14 protein-coding genes are annotated in these 15,165 nt (G+C 49.8%); 4 read left to right on the top strand and 10 right to left on the bottom strand.

What is annotated here, in order from left to right:
• Positions 1-42 precede the first annotated feature (42 nt).
• From HW560_RS32860 to HW560_RS32845, 4 genes are all read right to left on the bottom strand, one after another.
• The gene (locus tag HW560_RS32860) at positions 43-1,878 is read right to left on the bottom strand and encodes an ABC transporter ATP-binding protein (protein ID WP_179265648.1); all 1,836 of its coding nucleotides are present in this window, start codon (positions 1,876-1,878) and stop codon (positions 43-45) included.
• Positions 1,862-3,583 (bottom strand): ABC transporter ATP-binding protein, encoded by a 1,722-nt coding sequence (locus tag HW560_RS32855; RefSeq protein WP_179265647.1) that lies wholly within the window; start codon positions 3,581-3,583, stop codon positions 1,862-1,864. The genes HW560_RS32860 and HW560_RS32855 overlap by 17 nt, the downstream gene beginning before the upstream one ends.
• Positions 3,584-3,653: 70 nt before the next feature.
• A complete protein-coding gene (locus HW560_RS32850) occupies positions 3,654-4,088 on the bottom strand; it encodes a MarR family winged helix-turn-helix transcriptional regulator (protein WP_177185623.1) in 435 nt (144 codons plus the stop codon).
• A 212-nt stretch (positions 4,089-4,300) separates the two neighbouring features.
• Positions 4,301-5,449, bottom strand: a complete 1,149-nt coding sequence (locus HW560_RS32845) for a DUF418 domain-containing protein (protein WP_179265646.1) — start codon at positions 5,447-5,449, stop codon at positions 4,301-4,303.
• A 173-nt stretch (positions 5,450-5,622) separates the two neighbouring features.
• On the opposite strand from HW560_RS32845, the gene HW560_RS32840 reads away from it, so the two are divergent.
• The 4 genes from HW560_RS32840 to HW560_RS32825 are packed head-to-tail and all read left to right on the top strand — an operon-like array spanning position 5,623 to position 8,457.
• Entirely contained in the window at positions 5,623-6,552 is a 930-nt protein-coding gene (locus HW560_RS32840; RefSeq protein WP_179265645.1) for an NUDIX hydrolase, read from the top strand.
• A gap of 18 nt (positions 6,553-6,570) precedes the next feature.
• Complete coding sequence (locus HW560_RS32835) at positions 6,571-7,068, top strand: riboflavin biosynthesis intermediates N-glycosidase (RefSeq protein ID WP_179265644.1); 498 nt, start codon at positions 6,571-6,573, stop codon at positions 7,066-7,068.
• On the top strand, positions 7,049-7,987 hold the full coding sequence (locus tag HW560_RS32830; protein WP_179265643.1) for a TIGR02452 family protein: 939 nt from the start codon (positions 7,049-7,051) through the stop codon (positions 7,985-7,987). Before HW560_RS32835 ends, HW560_RS32830 begins: the two co-directional genes overlap by 20 nt.
• Before the next feature lie 47 nt (positions 7,988-8,034).
• Entirely contained in the window at positions 8,035-8,457 is a 423-nt protein-coding gene (locus HW560_RS32825) for a macro domain-containing protein (protein WP_179265642.1), read from the top strand.
• Between the two features lie 160 nt (positions 8,458-8,617).
• Here HW560_RS32825 and HW560_RS32820 read toward each other — a convergent pair whose 3' ends face one another.
• The 6 genes from HW560_RS32820 to HW560_RS32795 all read right to left on the bottom strand — a co-directional run bounded on the left by HW560_RS32820 (position 8,618) and on the right by HW560_RS32795 (position 15,104).
• Positions 8,618-9,565 carry an iron-hydroxamate ABC transporter substrate-binding protein gene (locus HW560_RS32820; RefSeq protein ID WP_179265641.1) on the bottom strand — a complete coding sequence of 316 codons (948 nt, stop codon included), beginning with the start codon at positions 9,563-9,565 and terminating at the stop codon, positions 8,618-8,620.
• Between the two features lie 94 nt (positions 9,566-9,659).
• Positions 9,660-10,676, bottom strand: a complete 1,017-nt coding sequence (locus tag HW560_RS32815) for a FecCD family ABC transporter permease (protein ID WP_179265640.1) — start codon at positions 10,674-10,676, stop codon at positions 9,660-9,662.
• 2 nt (positions 10,677-10,678) lie between these two features.
• The gene (locus tag HW560_RS32810; RefSeq protein ID WP_177185776.1) at positions 10,679-11,650 is read right to left on the bottom strand and encodes a FecCD family ABC transporter permease; all 972 of its coding nucleotides are present in this window, start codon (positions 11,648-11,650) and stop codon (positions 10,679-10,681) included.
• Between the two features lie 202 nt (positions 11,651-11,852).
• The gene (locus tag HW560_RS32805; RefSeq protein ID WP_179265639.1) at positions 11,853-13,571 is read right to left on the bottom strand and encodes a helix-turn-helix domain-containing protein; all 1,719 of its coding nucleotides are present in this window, start codon (positions 13,569-13,571) and stop codon (positions 11,853-11,855) included.
• Positions 13,572-13,604: 33 nt separating this feature from the next.
• Positions 13,605-14,354: an ABC transporter permease gene (gene fetB / locus HW560_RS32800; protein ID WP_090893931.1), complete on the bottom strand. Its 750-nt coding sequence runs from the start codon at positions 14,352-14,354 to the stop codon at positions 13,605-13,607.
• A 9-nt stretch (positions 14,355-14,363) separates the two neighbouring features.
• Positions 14,364-15,104: an ABC transporter ATP-binding protein gene (locus HW560_RS32795; protein ID WP_090893933.1), complete on the bottom strand. Its 741-nt coding sequence runs from the start codon at positions 15,102-15,104 to the stop codon at positions 14,364-14,366.
• Positions 15,105-15,165: the final 61 nt, after the last annotated feature.

Here is a 15,165-nt window from a genome sequence, read left to right as displayed (position 1 = left end):
GTGGTTCTGTGTTTTTAACCAGTCAATCAACACGAACCCAAATCAAGTAAGCTGTCCCTGATGCAACTGATAGTAGAAACCTTGCTGCTGTATCAGCTCATCATGGCTGCCTCGTTCGGCGATCTTGCCGTCATCAATGACGAGAATCTGATCGGCTTCACGAATCGTGCTTAACCTATGGGCAATGACGAAGCTGGTACGATCCTTCATCAAGGTGCGCATCGCTTCCTGAATCTGCATTTCGGTGCGTGTATCAATGCTGCTCGTGGCTTCATCCAGAATAAGAATGGCAGGATCAGCGAGAATGGCACGAGCAATGGTTAACAGTTGTCGCTGTCCCTGACTCAGATTGCTGCCACCGGAAATGATCGGGGTATCGTAACCCTGCGATAATTTGCGGATGAAGGAGTGGGCATTTGCCAACTTCGCTGCTTGCTGGATCTGTTCGTCCGTTGCATCGGGTTTGCCGTAGGCAATATTGTCACGGATGGTGCCGGAGAACAAATAGGCATCCTGTAACACAATGCCAAGTTCGCGCCTTAGCTGGTCCTTCTCCAGTTCGGAGATGTCACAGCCATCAATGGTAATTCGTCCACCCGTAATCTCGTAAAAACGAGGCAGCAGGTTAATGATCGTTGTTTTACCCGCTCCCGTCGGGCCGACAAGTGCAACCATCTCGCCTGGCTTGGCGGTGAAGCTGACCTTTTTCAGAATGTCCCTCTCGGAGTTATACCCAAAGGATACATCCTCAAATACAACGTTACCCTGAATCTGCTCCAGTTGTTTCTTCTGTTCTTCCACGTATTCACTTGGTGTATCGATAATGTGGAATACACGCTCGGCACCTGCAATAGCTGCCTGAATCAGATTGTACTGGTTCGCCAAATCATTGATGGGCCGCTCAATCTGGCGGGAGTAAGCCAGGAAACTTACAATCAGCCCGATGGACGTCAGATCATGATAAGCCATCCATCCACCTACGGCTGCCAGTATGGCAAAGCCGATATTGTTCATGACATTCATCGTTGGCCCGACCAGACCCGATACGCTTTGAGCCTGGGTACTGGAAGTGCGAAGCTTCTCATTCAGATTCTGAAAATGTTTTTGGGCCTGCTCCTGGCGATTATAGGCTGCAACCACCTTTTGTCCGGCAATGGTTTCCTGGGCGTAGCCATTAAGCTCACCTAGCAACTTTTGCTGGGCGGTAAAATGTTTGCGGGTTCTTGAAGCGATCAGCCGAGTGGCGATCGTAATCAGGGGAACCGTGACCAGACTGAGCAGTGTCAGACGGACATCCAGCGCTAACATAATCGACAGGGAGCCAACCAGCAAGATGGCGCTGGACATCAGTTGGGTTACACTTTGGTTCAGCGTTGTGGACACGTTATCGATATCATTGGTAGCCCGGCTCATCAGATCACCGCTCTGATTTTTGTCAAAAAAGCTGATCGGCAGCTGCTGCAGCCGTGAAAACAGAGCATGGCGCAAATCCTTCACAGTCAGTTGAGAGACACCGATCATGACATAGGATTGAGCCCACATCATAAACGAACCGAGAACGTATACGGTCAATAATAACATGCAGTCTTTCAGTAGACCGTCCGTCATTTTGGGAACGATATGTTCGTTGACCGCACGGCCGAGCAGATAAGGTCCTGCCAGATTAAGTAATGTTCCAAGAGCCGTCAATACCAGAGCAGCGATAACCCCTTTGCGATGACGTCCCATGTATGACCACACTCGAATGATGGCGTGCCGGGCGTTCTTGGCTCTTACTTTGGGAACCGGACCTCGGCCAGGTGGCCCAGGTCTTCCGATCATCGGTGGGACAACGGTCTGATGAATGGAGGAAGAAGCGTTTTTAGCCAAATTGAACATCCTCCTTCCGTAGCTGCGAATAATAGATGGATTGGTAATGTGACGAATGGGCCATGAGATGTTCATGTGTACCACTTGCCACGATCTCTCCTTCATCAAGCACGTAAATACAGTCTGCATCCTTTACAGAAGAGATCCGTTGTGCAATCAAGAAGGTCGTACTATTTTTCATTAGTGAATGCAGCGCCTTCTGAATGCTTGCTTCGGTACGCAGATCAACGGCACTGGTGCTGTCGTCCAGAATCAAAACCTCCGGTTGCATGAGCAGGGCACGGGCAATAGAAATCCGTTGTTTCTGCCCACCTGAGAGATTGACCCCGCGCTGGCCCAACTCCGTGTCATATCCATCTTTCAGATTCATAATAAAATCATCAGCAGCCGCCGCTTGAGCTGCGGCACGTAGTTCAGCTTCCGTTGCATCAGGTCTGCCGAAGCAGATATTATCCCGGATGCTGCCACTGAACAGGATGGATTCCTGTAATACGATGGACACACGGCTGCGAAGATCCTGAAGATCCCAGTTACGCACGTTCACTCCATTCACGAGCACTTCACCCTGTGAGGCATCATACAAGCGGGGGATCAGCTGTACAAGTGAGGTTTTGCCTGATCCTGTAGAGCCGAGTAAGGCCACTTTTTCTCCCGGCCGAGCCGTCAGTGTAATTCCGGAGAGGGTATGTTCTCCATCATAGCGGAAATAGACATCCCTGAATTCCACCTGACCTGCTCCTTTACGAGACATATCATCTCCCGATTGAATATCAGGCTGGGTGTGAAGCACCTCATTGATGCGTGTTGCAGATACTTTGGCGCGGGAGAAGCTCATCATCATCATGCCGATTGAAGTGAGCGACGAGAGGACAACCGTTACGTAGTTGATAAAAGCAATCAAGTCCCCGGCGGCAATATCGCCTCCTACTACCTGGAAGCCCCCAAACCACAGCACCGCTACAATGGTTGCATTCAGCATCAGGCTTAGTACCGGTGCATTCAGCGATACGATGCGCCAGGCTTTGACTGCCGTATGGGTATAATCTTCATTGGCTTGCTGGAAACGCTTCTTCTCCTGATGTGCGCGTGCAAAAGCTTTGACGACACGAATGCCGGCCAGATTCTCCTGAAGAACCGCGTTCACCTTGTCGAGTTTGTTCTGAACGCTGGCGAAAAGTGGATAGGAGGCAGATATCAGGATATATAAGATGATAAACAGAATCGGCACGGACAAAATGAGAATGAGCGCCAGTTTGACACTGATCGTAAACGCCATAATAATACTGCCGATAATCAGCATCGGCGAACGGATAAACATACGCAGAAGCATCTGTACAAAGGTCTGCATCTGGGTGATATCACTCGTCAGGCGAGTAATAAGCGAGCCTTCCTGGAAGGTATCCAGATTACGGAACGAGAACTTCTGAATATGATCAAACAATTCCTGGCGCAGATCGGTTCCGTATCCAACAGCCGCTTTGCTTGAAAACAGCGTACAGCCTGCACCGCCAACCCATCCGATTAACGCAAAAAGAAGCATAAACAAACCTGTAGTCATAATGTGGGACAGGTTCCCTGCAAGAACACCATCATCCACAATGCTGGACATTAGCTTGGGTTGAAGTAGGTCCATGGCAACCTCAAGGACCATGAGCAATGGAGCCAGAATGGCCGCTGACTTATACGGGGTAAGAAATCGTTTTAACGTCCACAATGGGGAAAATCACCTCATTCGTTATGAAATAATCTTGTTGCAAATAGTCATACAGACAGAAACATCTCACTTAATATTCTCGCAGATTCTGAACCATGCGTTGGGCGAGCGCCGACATCAGCTGCGATTCCTCCGGTGTAAAATCTTTCTGGGCTTGGCGATCTAGCTCCTGGAATACTTCTCTCAGTTCCTTAAGCGCATCACGGCCCTGGTCGGTCAGATAGACACGCAGGCTGCGCAGATCCTTCGGGTCGGCTTCACGCCGTATAAATCCCGAGCTTTCCATACGTTTCAGCATTACCGTTACCGTAGCAGGGGCGCGGTGAAGCTGTTCGGCCAGATGTTTCTGGGTCTGACCATCTTCCCGTTCAAGCTGGAATAGCAGCGGCGGTTGACCCGGATATAACTCAGGGTGGTTGACAAGCTTCTCATGAACCTTGTAACGCTGTAGCTTGACGAGTTCTGATAATTGGCCCATTAACCGTTCATTTCGATCTGATTTCATAAGCGCTTCCATCCTTTTAATTAGTCGACTAACTAAATGATAAGTTTCATTTGACATATCGTCAAGTAAAGTTGTTATTTTATTTTTGACTAAAAGAATGATTGGTGTCTTCCATATTTTTTAACATCAAAACCAATTGAAAAGGATAGGGCAACGGAGTATTAATCCGCGAACCTATCCTTTTTGTGAGTATTCTACATATGGAACAAAGGTTACATGGGGGTGGAAGGTGAAGTGTCTTTAGCGGCAGGTGAGATGGACAACTTACGCCATATCCACTCCACCGGACCTTGACGAAATCTGCGCAGCCAGAGGTGGGAGAAGATCATTAATATTACACAGATGCTGGCCCACATTAGCAAAATGAACAGGGAGGAAGGCTGTCCACCGAGTCCAAGACCCCATCCATAGAAGAGGGCGGAGGCGATGATATTCTGCAAAATATAGCAGCTCAGAGCCATCTTGCCGATTTCGCCAAAACGGTTAAAGAGGCGGGGGAATATATTTTTTTTCATCATATAAGCAATCAGTCCCAAGTAACCAAGAGTAAGCACGGGAGCGCTAATATAACGGACGAACAGGTCCATAATACCACCAGGAACCAGTAGAAGTAGGTTAAGAGGAATGCCTGCGGCAAGTCCCACAATCATTAAGTTGCGACGTTTGAGGCGCCCCGAATCATGATCTGAGAATATTTGAGCCCGCATAAGCAGCGCTCCCAGCAGGAAGAGGAACACATTGAGTGGAATGATGGCAATGGATTCTGTGCGGAAGAAACCGAAGTTGCTAAGACGGAACATCACTTGCTCCCACCAGGTGCCCGAGGCGTATAGACCCGTGATCGTGTCCATGCCATTGAAGGCTGAACCGGATTCCAGCGCCAATAATGCCGTAATTCCGGTAATCCCAATCAGATGCACGCCACCTGCGATGCCCATCATGATCAGAATGAAACGACGGGAGCGATTAATGATGAAGGAGACAATCATGCCTGTAATGGCATAACTCATCAGAACATCGTATTCCATGACCAACGTGTAATGCAGCAGACCATCAATCAGCAAAAGAACGCATGTCCAGATGTAGACACCAGGCCAAGTATAGCCTTCACGCTGGGCTTTTTGCCGCTTCATCTCCATGCCCGCCCCGAAGAGTAGCGTGAGCAGTCCGAGAAATTTGCCATTGACCAGCACCATCATCATCGTTTGCAGCAGTTTGTCCCATGAACTCCACCACGGCTCAAGCGGATCACTAAACATTTTGTTCAGATCACCTAAGTATGCAAACAGCCAGATGTTTGTCCCCAATGTTCCGATAATGGCAAAACCTCTGAGAATATCCAATAATGCGATTCGTTTCATTGCCTCACCTTTTCTAACACAAGTGTTTTAAAATAAAATAACACATTTGTATTAAATAAAACAACTGATTTATTCCTAATTGGAAATATTGACCTAGGTCAAAAAGATATGTTAGATTGTTATTAACTAATTGTTAATAACAAAATGTTAATAACAGAATGGGGTCTTTCGAAATGACACATAAGGGTAATTCTGATCAAAATCCATTAGCGCATCAGAATCACGTGAATATAAGTGAACAACAGTTTCTAGAAACCTATGACGCGGGCGATTACGATCGCCCTTCCGTAACGGTGGATATGTTGGTATTTACAATACGAAGTGAGACGCAGGAGAACTATCGCAAGCTTGCGGAACCTGAGCTCCAGTTGCTGCTGATCCGTCGTGGCGGTCATCCCTATATGGGGCAGTGGGCGCTTCCGGGTGGGTTTGTCTCCATGCAGGAATCGTTGGAAGATGCCGCTAGGCGGGAACTGTTCACCGAAACCGGACTGGATGATATTTATCTGGAGCAGCTGTATACCTGGGGAGATGTGCATCGTGATCCGCGTACGCGTGTAATCAGCTGCTCCTACATGGCGCTGGTTGACAGCAGCGAACTGCAACTTCAGGCTGGCGACGATGCCAGCGAAGCAGACTGGTTCCGAATGGAGCAGCGGCTTCTGGAGGAGAAACGCCATATTCATGAGCGTGGACGTGTGACGGAGCGCAGGGTGCAGTTGATTTTGACGAATGGAACAGAGGAATTGTCGGCTGTCATTGAGACGAAGGAAACATTGGAAGGCAGAGTGCGCAGCCGCAATATTACCGTGAATGAGGTTCAAGGAATTGCTTTTGATCATGCAAAGATCATTTACTATGCGCTGGAACGTCTGCGGGCGAAGGTGGAGTATACCGATATAGCTTTTAATCTGATGCCGGAGACGTTCACGCTCACCGCTCTTCAGAAAGTATATGAGACCATCAGTGGCAAAAAACTTCTGGCTGCCGCCTTCCGGCGCAAAATCGCCGATTGGGTCATCGAAACGGGGGAGTATACAGGGAATGCCGGACATCGCCCCTCTCGTTTATACAGACTGAACCCGGAAAGATTGGCCCCATAAAGTTAGGAGGGATTATCGATGGAGAAGTTTACATTTTTCTGGCGCACAGCGTCTCCGTTCTCACAGTGGCACCCGGCGGATTTTACCGTGAATGGCGTTCATTACACGAGTGCAGAGCAATATATGATGCACCAGAAAGCACTGCTGTTCGGCGATCAGATTATTGCAGACAAGATCCTGAAAGCAAGCTCCGCTTCCGTACAAAAAAAGCTGGGCAGACAGGTCGCAGGGTTCGACCAGACGGTATGGGAAGCGGAGTGCAAACGCATTGTCTATGAGGGCAACGAAGCCAAATTCACCCAAAACGAACAACTGCTGACCACACTGCTCGCCACCCGCGGCACGACCCTGGTGGAAGCAAGCCCGGATGACCGCATCTGGGGTGTTGGATTGGCGGAAGAAGACCCGCGCATCCGTAATAGAAAAACGTGGCGGGGAACCAACTGGCTGGGTGAGATCCTCACCCGTCTTAGAGAAAATATAGGAAGTGATGAAGATGAACGATCAACTTTATAAGAACAATATACAGAACAACAATCGCAGTAAAACAACAGACTTCCATAGCACAAATCAACGTTCCAAACGATCCCGTATCGCCCATCAGACGCTGGCTATTCTGGAAGAAGGAGAATACGTGAACGAGTATGATCGCAGAGTTCAGATCGGTATGGATTTACAGCGAGCGATCCAGGATTCGATATTATATCGTCCAACGGAGCTTATCGCTCTTCGAGAAAAGAGAGCTAAAGAAATGGTTCAGATGCAACCTGCCACCGAAGCTTCGGACGTTCGCATCGAGGTTACGGGCGAGACCACACTCGCAGCCGCTTCACGTCTTTCTGTGGATGAAGGAAGGGAAGATGTCGTTTGCCTGAACTTTGCATCAGCGAAAAACCCCGGCGGCGGCTTCCTGGGAGGCAGCCAGGCACAGGAGGAAAGCTTGGCTCGTGCTACAGGCCTGTACCCATGTATCGCCCAAATGAGCGAAATGTATGATTACAATCGCAAGCAGCGATCTTGTATGTACTCGGATTACATGATCTATTCGCCTGCTGTCCCGGTGATTCGCGATGACGAGGATCGGCTGCTGGGCAAATATTATCTGACGTCATTCATCACAGCGCCTGCTGTAAATGCAGGAGTGGTGAGAGATCGGGAGGATGCCGATGAGCAGCAGATTGAGTCCGTCATGAAAGGGCGTATTCGCTATATTCTGGACGTGGCCGCGCTGCATGGACATCAAACCATTGTACTAGGTGCATATGGCTGCGGGGTATTCAGGAATGATCCGGCGGACGTAGCGAAGTATTTCCATGATGTATTGGTAGAGGAGAAATTTAGGCATTCCTTTGAACGAATCGTATTTGCTGTATTGGACCGGTCAGCAGGACAGAAAACGCTCAAGGCGTTTGAGGATCGTTTGGCGGGAGACTGAGTTGGAGAAATTGAAAAAGTAAAAGTTGTAAGGGGGAAGAAGACAATATGGAGTTTCGCGAAATACAGCAGGATTTGTTTGCCATGGATGATACCTACACGCTAGCACACTGCATTTCCGCAGATGCCCGGATGGGTGCAGGCATTGCTGTGCAGTTTCGGCAGCGATTTGGATTGGAGGTTCTCCAGGAGCAGGCGCAGCAGGAGCCGCTTGAGATCGGACAATGTTATCCGGTAGGACGGACGCTGAATTTGGTCACCAAGGCCAAGTTTTCGAACAAACCGACCTATCAGTCGTTTACTCGTGCCGTGGAATCCATGCGTGACATATGCGTTAGAGAGAGGCTCAACAAACTGGCGATGCCGCAAATCGGCTGCGGGCTGGACAGGTTGAAGTGGGATAAGGTGAAGGGCATTATTCAGAATGCTTTTGCCGAAACGGATGTTGAGATCGTCGTTTGTACCTTGTGATTAGGCCATGCCGACGGACTTTTATCTACAGGGATACCGATTTGGATAATAAAAAAACCTCTGCTTTGAGTGGATGAAGAGAGCATGTTCGCTGACTCTGTTTCGATCTACAAAGAGAGGTTTTTTGGTGTTTTTTTATATGTTGTGCATAAGGAACATTTTATTTCTTAGAAAACATTTCTTTGGCTTCATCCATGGCCATTTTATTGCCGATTGAAGAATAGTCCAGCCAAGGTTGAGCACCGATCGGGTAGACATGACCTGCTTTGACAGCCTTCAGTCCTTGCCAGATCGGATTGTTTTGCAGTTCTTTGAACATGCTCTGAGCTTCATCATCCGAGTTCACAACTACGAAGATCGCATCGGCATCAAAGTCCGGCAGCACTTCACGGGAAATAACTTGATACGGTTTGGACGAGTCGAAATCCTTAATGCCTTTAGCTGGAGTTAACCCCAGATCTTCGTACAAAATCGGGCCCATTGGACGGCGTGTACTGAATACACGCAGTTCTTTGGCAGTAACACGGATCGCCATTACAGTGCCGTCACCGATTGTATCGTGGATCAGGGATTTCACTTCTTCCGTTTCAGTTGCATAATCCTGAATGTATTGTTCGGCTTCTTTCTCGCGGTTGACCAGTTTACCAATGTCCTTCAGGTGGTCGCGCCAAGTGCCATCATCCAGATTGAAGACGTGTACAGGGGCAATTTTCTCGAATTTGGCAATATCATCACCGGAGAATTCTTCGTCGAGATAGATGACATCCGGTTTCAGGGCAAGTAAGGCTTCCATGTCCGGGTCCTTAACGGGACCAAGCGGCGTTGTATTTTGAAGACGGTCAGCAACATGGGACAGGAAGGCTTTGGCTTCCCCGCCGATCACCGAACCAACCGGGGTAATGCCGAGAGACAGCAGGTCATTGGTCAGATGGATCGACATGGATGCGATGCGTTGTTCTCCAGAAGCGGAATGGGTGTCCTGTGCAGCGTTCGAAGTGTCCTTCGTAGAACCTTCCGACGCAGAGGATGAATTATTGGCGTTCCCGCAGGCTGCGAGTACAAGCACCAGACAGATGCTCATGAAGAGCATAAGGTTTTTCTTTAACATGGGTAATCTCAATCTCCTTGAACATCTCATGGATGTCGTTTTTATGTTGGGTGTACCGGTAAAATTATTCATTCGGATTGTTCCGATAAAGCCATTACTTGGTTCGTACCAGCAGGTATAAAAAGTAAGGTGCGCCGATCGCCGCGACCACGACGCCTGCCGGAATGGAATTGGGCTGAAAGATCGTTCGCCCGACTGTATCGGCTGCAACCAGGATCACCATGCCGATGAGTCCGGCGGCTGGGATCAGATGGCGATGCATCGGGCCAACCAGTCTGCGGGCCAGATGCGGCGCCGCCAGACCAATGAATCCGATCCCGCCAGCCATGGACACACTGACGGCAGATAATGCTACCGTGCACAATAGCAAAATAACACGTTGGGATCTGACGGGTGTACCAATACTGGTCGCGGCAGCATCTCCCAGATTGAAGGCATCCAGCGTTTTGGAGCGGCTCCATATGTACGAGATGCACAGCACAATCCATGGAAGCAGCGCCTGAACATGAACCCAGTCTCTGCCCCAGACGCTGCCTGCCAGCCAGCGGGCGGCGAAGGAATAGGTGTCTTCATCCAAACGCAGGGACAGATAGAGCGTCAGGGCATGGAAACCGGCTGCTACGGCAATGCCCACCAGAATAAGCTTAATGGGGGATACTCCGTTATGTCGGTCATAGGATAGCAGCATAATAATCAACGCCGCGGCGACACTCCCTGCAAAAGCAAACAACGGAATCAGCAAGGCAACTGAGCCATTCATGGAATGGGAGAAGCTTACGAATACCATCAATCCAAAAGCCGCTCCTGCATGCAAGCCGAGGATGCCCGGATCGGCCAATGGATTGCGTGTAATGCCTTGCAGTGCCGCACCAGCCACACCGAGTCCCGCTCCGGCGAGTACAGTAACCAGAATGCGTGGCAGTCGATAGTCGAACAATACAATCTGATCATCCGGCGTGCCATAACCAAGCAGGGTGTGAAGCACGGCTATTGGTGACAGGCGAATTGTTCCCGAGTTGAGGCTGATCACGATAACGGCACAGGCGATGCAGAGCAGCGCAACGCTGACCGCTATGGAACGTTTGCCCCGTGAGGGTGTATTGTTGTTCATCGCTATAGGGCCCTCCTTTCTTTACGGGCCAGATAGAGGAAGAAGGGTACACCGACAAAGGCGACCATAATGCCTACTGCCAGTTCCTGAGGCGGGTTCACAATGCGTGATCCCAGATCGGCGAGCACGAGCAGGACGGCTCCGAGCAGGGAGGACATCGGAATGATGAGTCGATAATCCACGCCAACCAATTTGCGGGAAATATGTGGAATGACCAGTCCAACAAAGCCGATCGAGCCTACAGCGGAAACGGATACGCCAGCCAGCACAACAACCGCCGTCAAGGCAAACAGCCTGGTCCAGCGGAGGTTGATTCCGAGATTAATCGCAACTTCTTCTCCTAGCGACATGAGAGATATCCGACGGGCCATAGGCAAAGTGAGTACCAGAGTAACGAGCAGAACAGGCAGAATCAGCTTCAGATGCCGCCATTCAATTCCCCCGAACCCACCCGCATACCAGAAGGCCAAATCCTGGCTCAAGTCAAAATAGATGGCGACACCGGTGCTGAGCGAACTCAGCATGGCTGCAATAACGGCCCCCGCAACAGTAAGCCTGATGGAGGTCAGACCTCCGGGGGCCGCCATACCCAGCAGGAAAATGAGCAGCGTGCCAAGCACAGCCCCTGCAAATGACAGGAACATAATCCAGCCATAAGGCAATCCCGGCCAGAAGGCGAAGCTTAGAGCCACGACAAAGGTAGCGCCTGCATTGATCCCCAGAATGCCGGTGTCTGCCAGCGGATTGCGTGTGATTCCCTGCATGAGCGCTCCGGCCACAGCAAAGGCGGCACCAATCACTGCAGCAGCAATGACTCGTGGCAGCCGTAGCTCGTGAATAATCTGATGCGGCGTTAAAGCCGGGTTGTACTGAAATATGGCAGTCCATACGGTCTCCAGTGTGAGCCCTTTGGCACCAAGAGAAATGGCGACAAACATACTAAGCAGCAGTGCGGCAATGGCCGCCAAAAACATGAGGCCAACCGTGACTGCGGATTTTCTTGGTTTAGACGGACGTTGTGATAGTCCCGGATGTTGAATGCGGGTCACTCCTTTGGTACCAACAACGCATTGCTGTTGTTATTGATTATCATTATCAATTAGTGAACATTATAAAATCTTAATTCAGGCCCGTACATGGCATAAATTAAGATTATAGAGATGGACATTTTTTAGATTACAGAAATGCTGCATGGTTCGTCAACATAGAGAGCGCTTCATCGAGCTGGATGTTGATGGAATGCGGAGCGTATACGACCCATGAATTCCAGTCTATGACATGTACGCGCCCAGCCTTTACCGCGGGATAGTTTTTCCACAATGGATCAGCAGTAATCTGCTGTAACAGAGTGGTACGTTCGTGCATGGACGTAACCGCAATTAGCAGCACATCCGCTTCCAATCCATCCCATTCTCCAGGCGTGAAAGACATCCAGTTGAATCCCACTCCGGCAGGTTTGCCCGTTAGTTCCTTCTGAATTCGATCAGGAGCGGCCAGTTGCAGGCTGCGGTAAAATACATGTCCGAAGTTACGATTGCTGTACATACGCGGTCCTTTTGCAGTTAAGGTACAGATCGCGACGGTGACCTGACCCGCTGTCTCCCTGATCTTTTTGCGAGCCCGCTCCGCCTTGCGCTCATGCCGATCCAGCCACTCCTTAGCCGCTTGAGTACGATCAACAATAGAGGCAATTTTCTGCAAATGACCAAACATATCTGTCTGATTCCAAGGGATGGTGATGATTGGAGCGACATCTCCGATATGTTCCATCGCTTTAACGGCTGCGTTGTCCTTGGTCAGAATCAAATCGGGATTCACATCCAGGAATGCCTGGCGTCCCTGTTCCCATGGTTCATAGGCATGGAACGGCAGCGTCAACGATTTGGGAACATGGGGCAGATGGCCCTGGATTTGAGCTGCACAGGGTGTGATGCCAAGCGTCATCAGGTGATCGGTGTATGGATAGGAGAGTGAGACGATATTTCGATGTACCTGCTTGGCATAGGAAGTTGGCGCATAACCGGCATGATTTCTGAAGCGGCGGCTGAAATAGAATTCGTCCCGATAGCCTACCTGGCGGGCCACATCACGAATACGCAGATCTGAAGTCATGAGCCATTCCTTGGCCCGATTCATTCGTAAATGAGTGATATATTCGATAGGATTTTTCTGCATCCGGCTCTTGAACAGCTGTGAATAATACGATGGATGCATACCTGCCAGTTCGGCCAGCTTCTCCAGCTTGATTTCGTTCATATAGTTTTCCCGCATGTACTGCAAGGTGGATCTGAGCCATTGTTCAGGCTCGTCCTGTGCTTCCGCATGCACCTGACCTTCCTGCGGCCAGAGCATATGAAGCAGATCAGTCAGAAGCAGCTGCACTTTCAGGCTGGTCTGTGAAGCTTCAGTTGTTAATTGTGCGGCAATTCGCTGTATCCCATAGTAAGGGCCCTGAATCCATCCTGTTACAGGGGAACCAAGCTCTCGCTCATATATTCGCCGTTCTTTCGTTTTCTCAGCCACCCGAAACAGATCGAAATGAATGATATACAATTCAATCTCTTGGTCCGTATCAGAGATAAGCTCAAGAAAGTTTCCCGGTGTAGACAAGAAGGCGGACTTACGAGTGACAAGGGATTCGATACCGTTCGCTACCAGCTTGCCCGTGAATTTGTGCATGTAGACCAAAGTATGGTGTGGAAGCTCCGTTTGACTCCATTGCCAATGCGTATTCACGGTAACCAGCTCTGCCTGACGCAGTTCGAGCAGCGCATCGTTCAGAAAAGCATCCATTTCCGTTCGGGACATGGATTCATCAGAGCGTTTCGGGTGATCCGGCTGGGTCAATGTATGGGAGGTGCTGCCGTTATTATTGGTGATTGGATGGGTTAACATGGTGTGACCTCCTTTCCTCGCAAGGTGGATATATCATAGCGAGCGCAGACGCATATCCGATGTGAACCACTGCCGGTACGTCATCAGGCTGAGCAGAATGCTGGTAATGGCGGCTGAGCTGGTAAAAGCAAACACGATCAGAATCTGGTAACGCACGGCCTCAACCGGATCGGCACCCGCAATAATCATGCCTGTCATCATACCAGGAAGCTGTACAAGTCCTACCGTTTTCATGCCATCAATCGTGGGGATCATGCTGGATTTTACGGAACGTTTCAATACGTCCTGAAAAGCACGTCTTGGCGTTGCGCCCAGTGCAAGCAGGGATTCAATCTCTCCTTTGGAGGACTCGACCTCGCGTTTCATCTGATTCAGGAACAGCCCGGACACTACCATGGCATTACCGATGGTCATCCCGCTCAACGGAATAATGTATTGGGGGGTAGGCTCTACAATACCCAGTCCTAACAACAGCCCCATCATGAGCAGCTCCGTGACCGTAATTGCAGCCGCAATATACAAGGAAATCCAGCGAAGTCCTTTGCCGCGTTTGCCAGCATTAAGGGAGGCTACGATAATCATGAATCCGACAATGGCAACGATAAGAGCGGGGTGATCCGAGTTAAAAATAAATTGAAGTATATATCCGACAAGCAACAGCTGTACAGCGGAACGAACGGTGCCTATAGCGATATCTTTTTCCAGATCAAGCTTCTGCCAGACAGAGATGAGCATGGTGACCATCACGAATATAATGGTAAAACTCAGAGCGATGAGTGACATGATTTCTCCTTATTCTGCCGCGGGGGCAGGATGCATAATGAATTGTCTGGCCAGGTCCGTAGCCGGGTTGTCAAAAAAATGAGCTGTTGGCTGGCGCTCCAGCAGTGTCTGATTGCCCATAAACCAGGTGGTTGTACTGAATGATTGTGCCTGTTCCTGATCATGGGTAACCCAGACGAGCGAAGTGCCTTCCTGCTGGCTCCAGCGGGTCAATTGTTCCTCCACCAGGCGTGCGTTGGTCCGATCCAGGGAAGCAGTCACTTCATCCAGCAGCAGGACCTCAGGACGCAGCATCATGGAACGGATTAGGGCTATGCGTTGTTTCTCCCCACCGGAGAGGTCGATGGCCCGCTTATGAATATCAAGATTCTCCAATCCCATTCCTGCAAGCAGGAGGCGGGCGAGGTCCTGATCGTATGGCTGCCTGTGAAGCAGGTGCACGGTTTTCAGGTTATCTTCCACACTGCCTGCCAGCATGACAGCCTGCTGTGCGACATAAGTCATGCGCATGCGCCAGATACGAGGGTCCGAATCCCGATAAGAAATTCCTTTCCAGATCAGGTCTCCTTCATCAGGAATATCCAGCAGGGCGAGAATGCGGAGCAATGTGCTTTTTCCTTGGCCGGATGCACCAAGTATGGCAATGCGTTCTCCCTGATCCACGATTGCGTTCACATGTTCAAATAAAATATGCTGCTCGGTTAAACCGATACGTTTCACTAGTTTATCAATGGTTAACAGTGTGGACAAAGTCGGGTCGTCCTTTCATCCGTGATCTGCAATCATCTTAGCAAAAATACAGAAAAATTGA

Source organism: Paenibacillus sp. E222, assembly GCF_013401555.1.
GTDB lineage: Bacteria > Bacillota > Bacilli > Paenibacillales > Paenibacillaceae > Paenibacillus.
This window is presented reverse-complemented; position numbering and strand designations above follow the sequence as displayed.

Bases quoted from the DNA above. Each gene is read 5' to 3' on its own strand.
- HW560_RS32860 (WP_179265648.1), bottom strand. From the start codon at position 1,878: ATGTTCAATTTGGCTAAAAACGCTTCTTCCTCCATTCATCAGACCGTT.
- HW560_RS32850 (WP_177185623.1), bottom strand. From the start codon at position 4,088: ATGAAATCAGATCGAAATGAACGGTTAATGGGCCAATTATCAGAACTC.
- HW560_RS32845 (WP_179265646.1), bottom strand. From the start codon at position 5,449: ATGAAACGAATCGCATTATTGGATATTCTCAGAGGTTTTGCCATTATC.
- HW560_RS32840 (WP_179265645.1), top strand. From the start codon at position 5,623: ATGACACATAAGGGTAATTCTGATCAAAATCCATTAGCGCATCAGAAT.
- HW560_RS32835 (WP_179265644.1), top strand. From the start codon at position 6,571: ATGGAGAAGTTTACATTTTTCTGGCGCACAGCGTCTCCGTTCTCACAG.
- HW560_RS32830 (WP_179265643.1), top strand. From the start codon at position 7,049: ATGAACGATCAACTTTATAAGAACAATATACAGAACAACAATCGCAGT.
- HW560_RS32825 (WP_179265642.1), top strand. From the start codon at position 8,035: ATGGAGTTTCGCGAAATACAGCAGGATTTGTTTGCCATGGATGATACC.
- HW560_RS32820 (WP_179265641.1), bottom strand. From the start codon at position 9,565: ATGTTAAAGAAAAACCTTATGCTCTTCATGAGCATCTGTCTGGTGCTT.
- HW560_RS32815 (WP_179265640.1), bottom strand. From the start codon at position 10,676: ATGAACAACAATACACCCTCACGGGGCAAACGTTCCATAGCGGTCAGC.
- HW560_RS32810 (WP_177185776.1), bottom strand. From the start codon at position 11,650: ATGTTTTTGGCGGCCATTGCCGCACTGCTGCTTAGTATGTTTGTCGCC.
- HW560_RS32805 (WP_179265639.1), bottom strand. From the start codon at position 13,571: ATGTTAACCCATCCAATCACCAATAATAACGGCAGCACCTCCCATACA.
- fetB (WP_090893931.1), bottom strand. From the start codon at position 14,354: ATGTCACTCATCGCTCTGAGTTTTACCATTATATTCGTGATGGTCACC.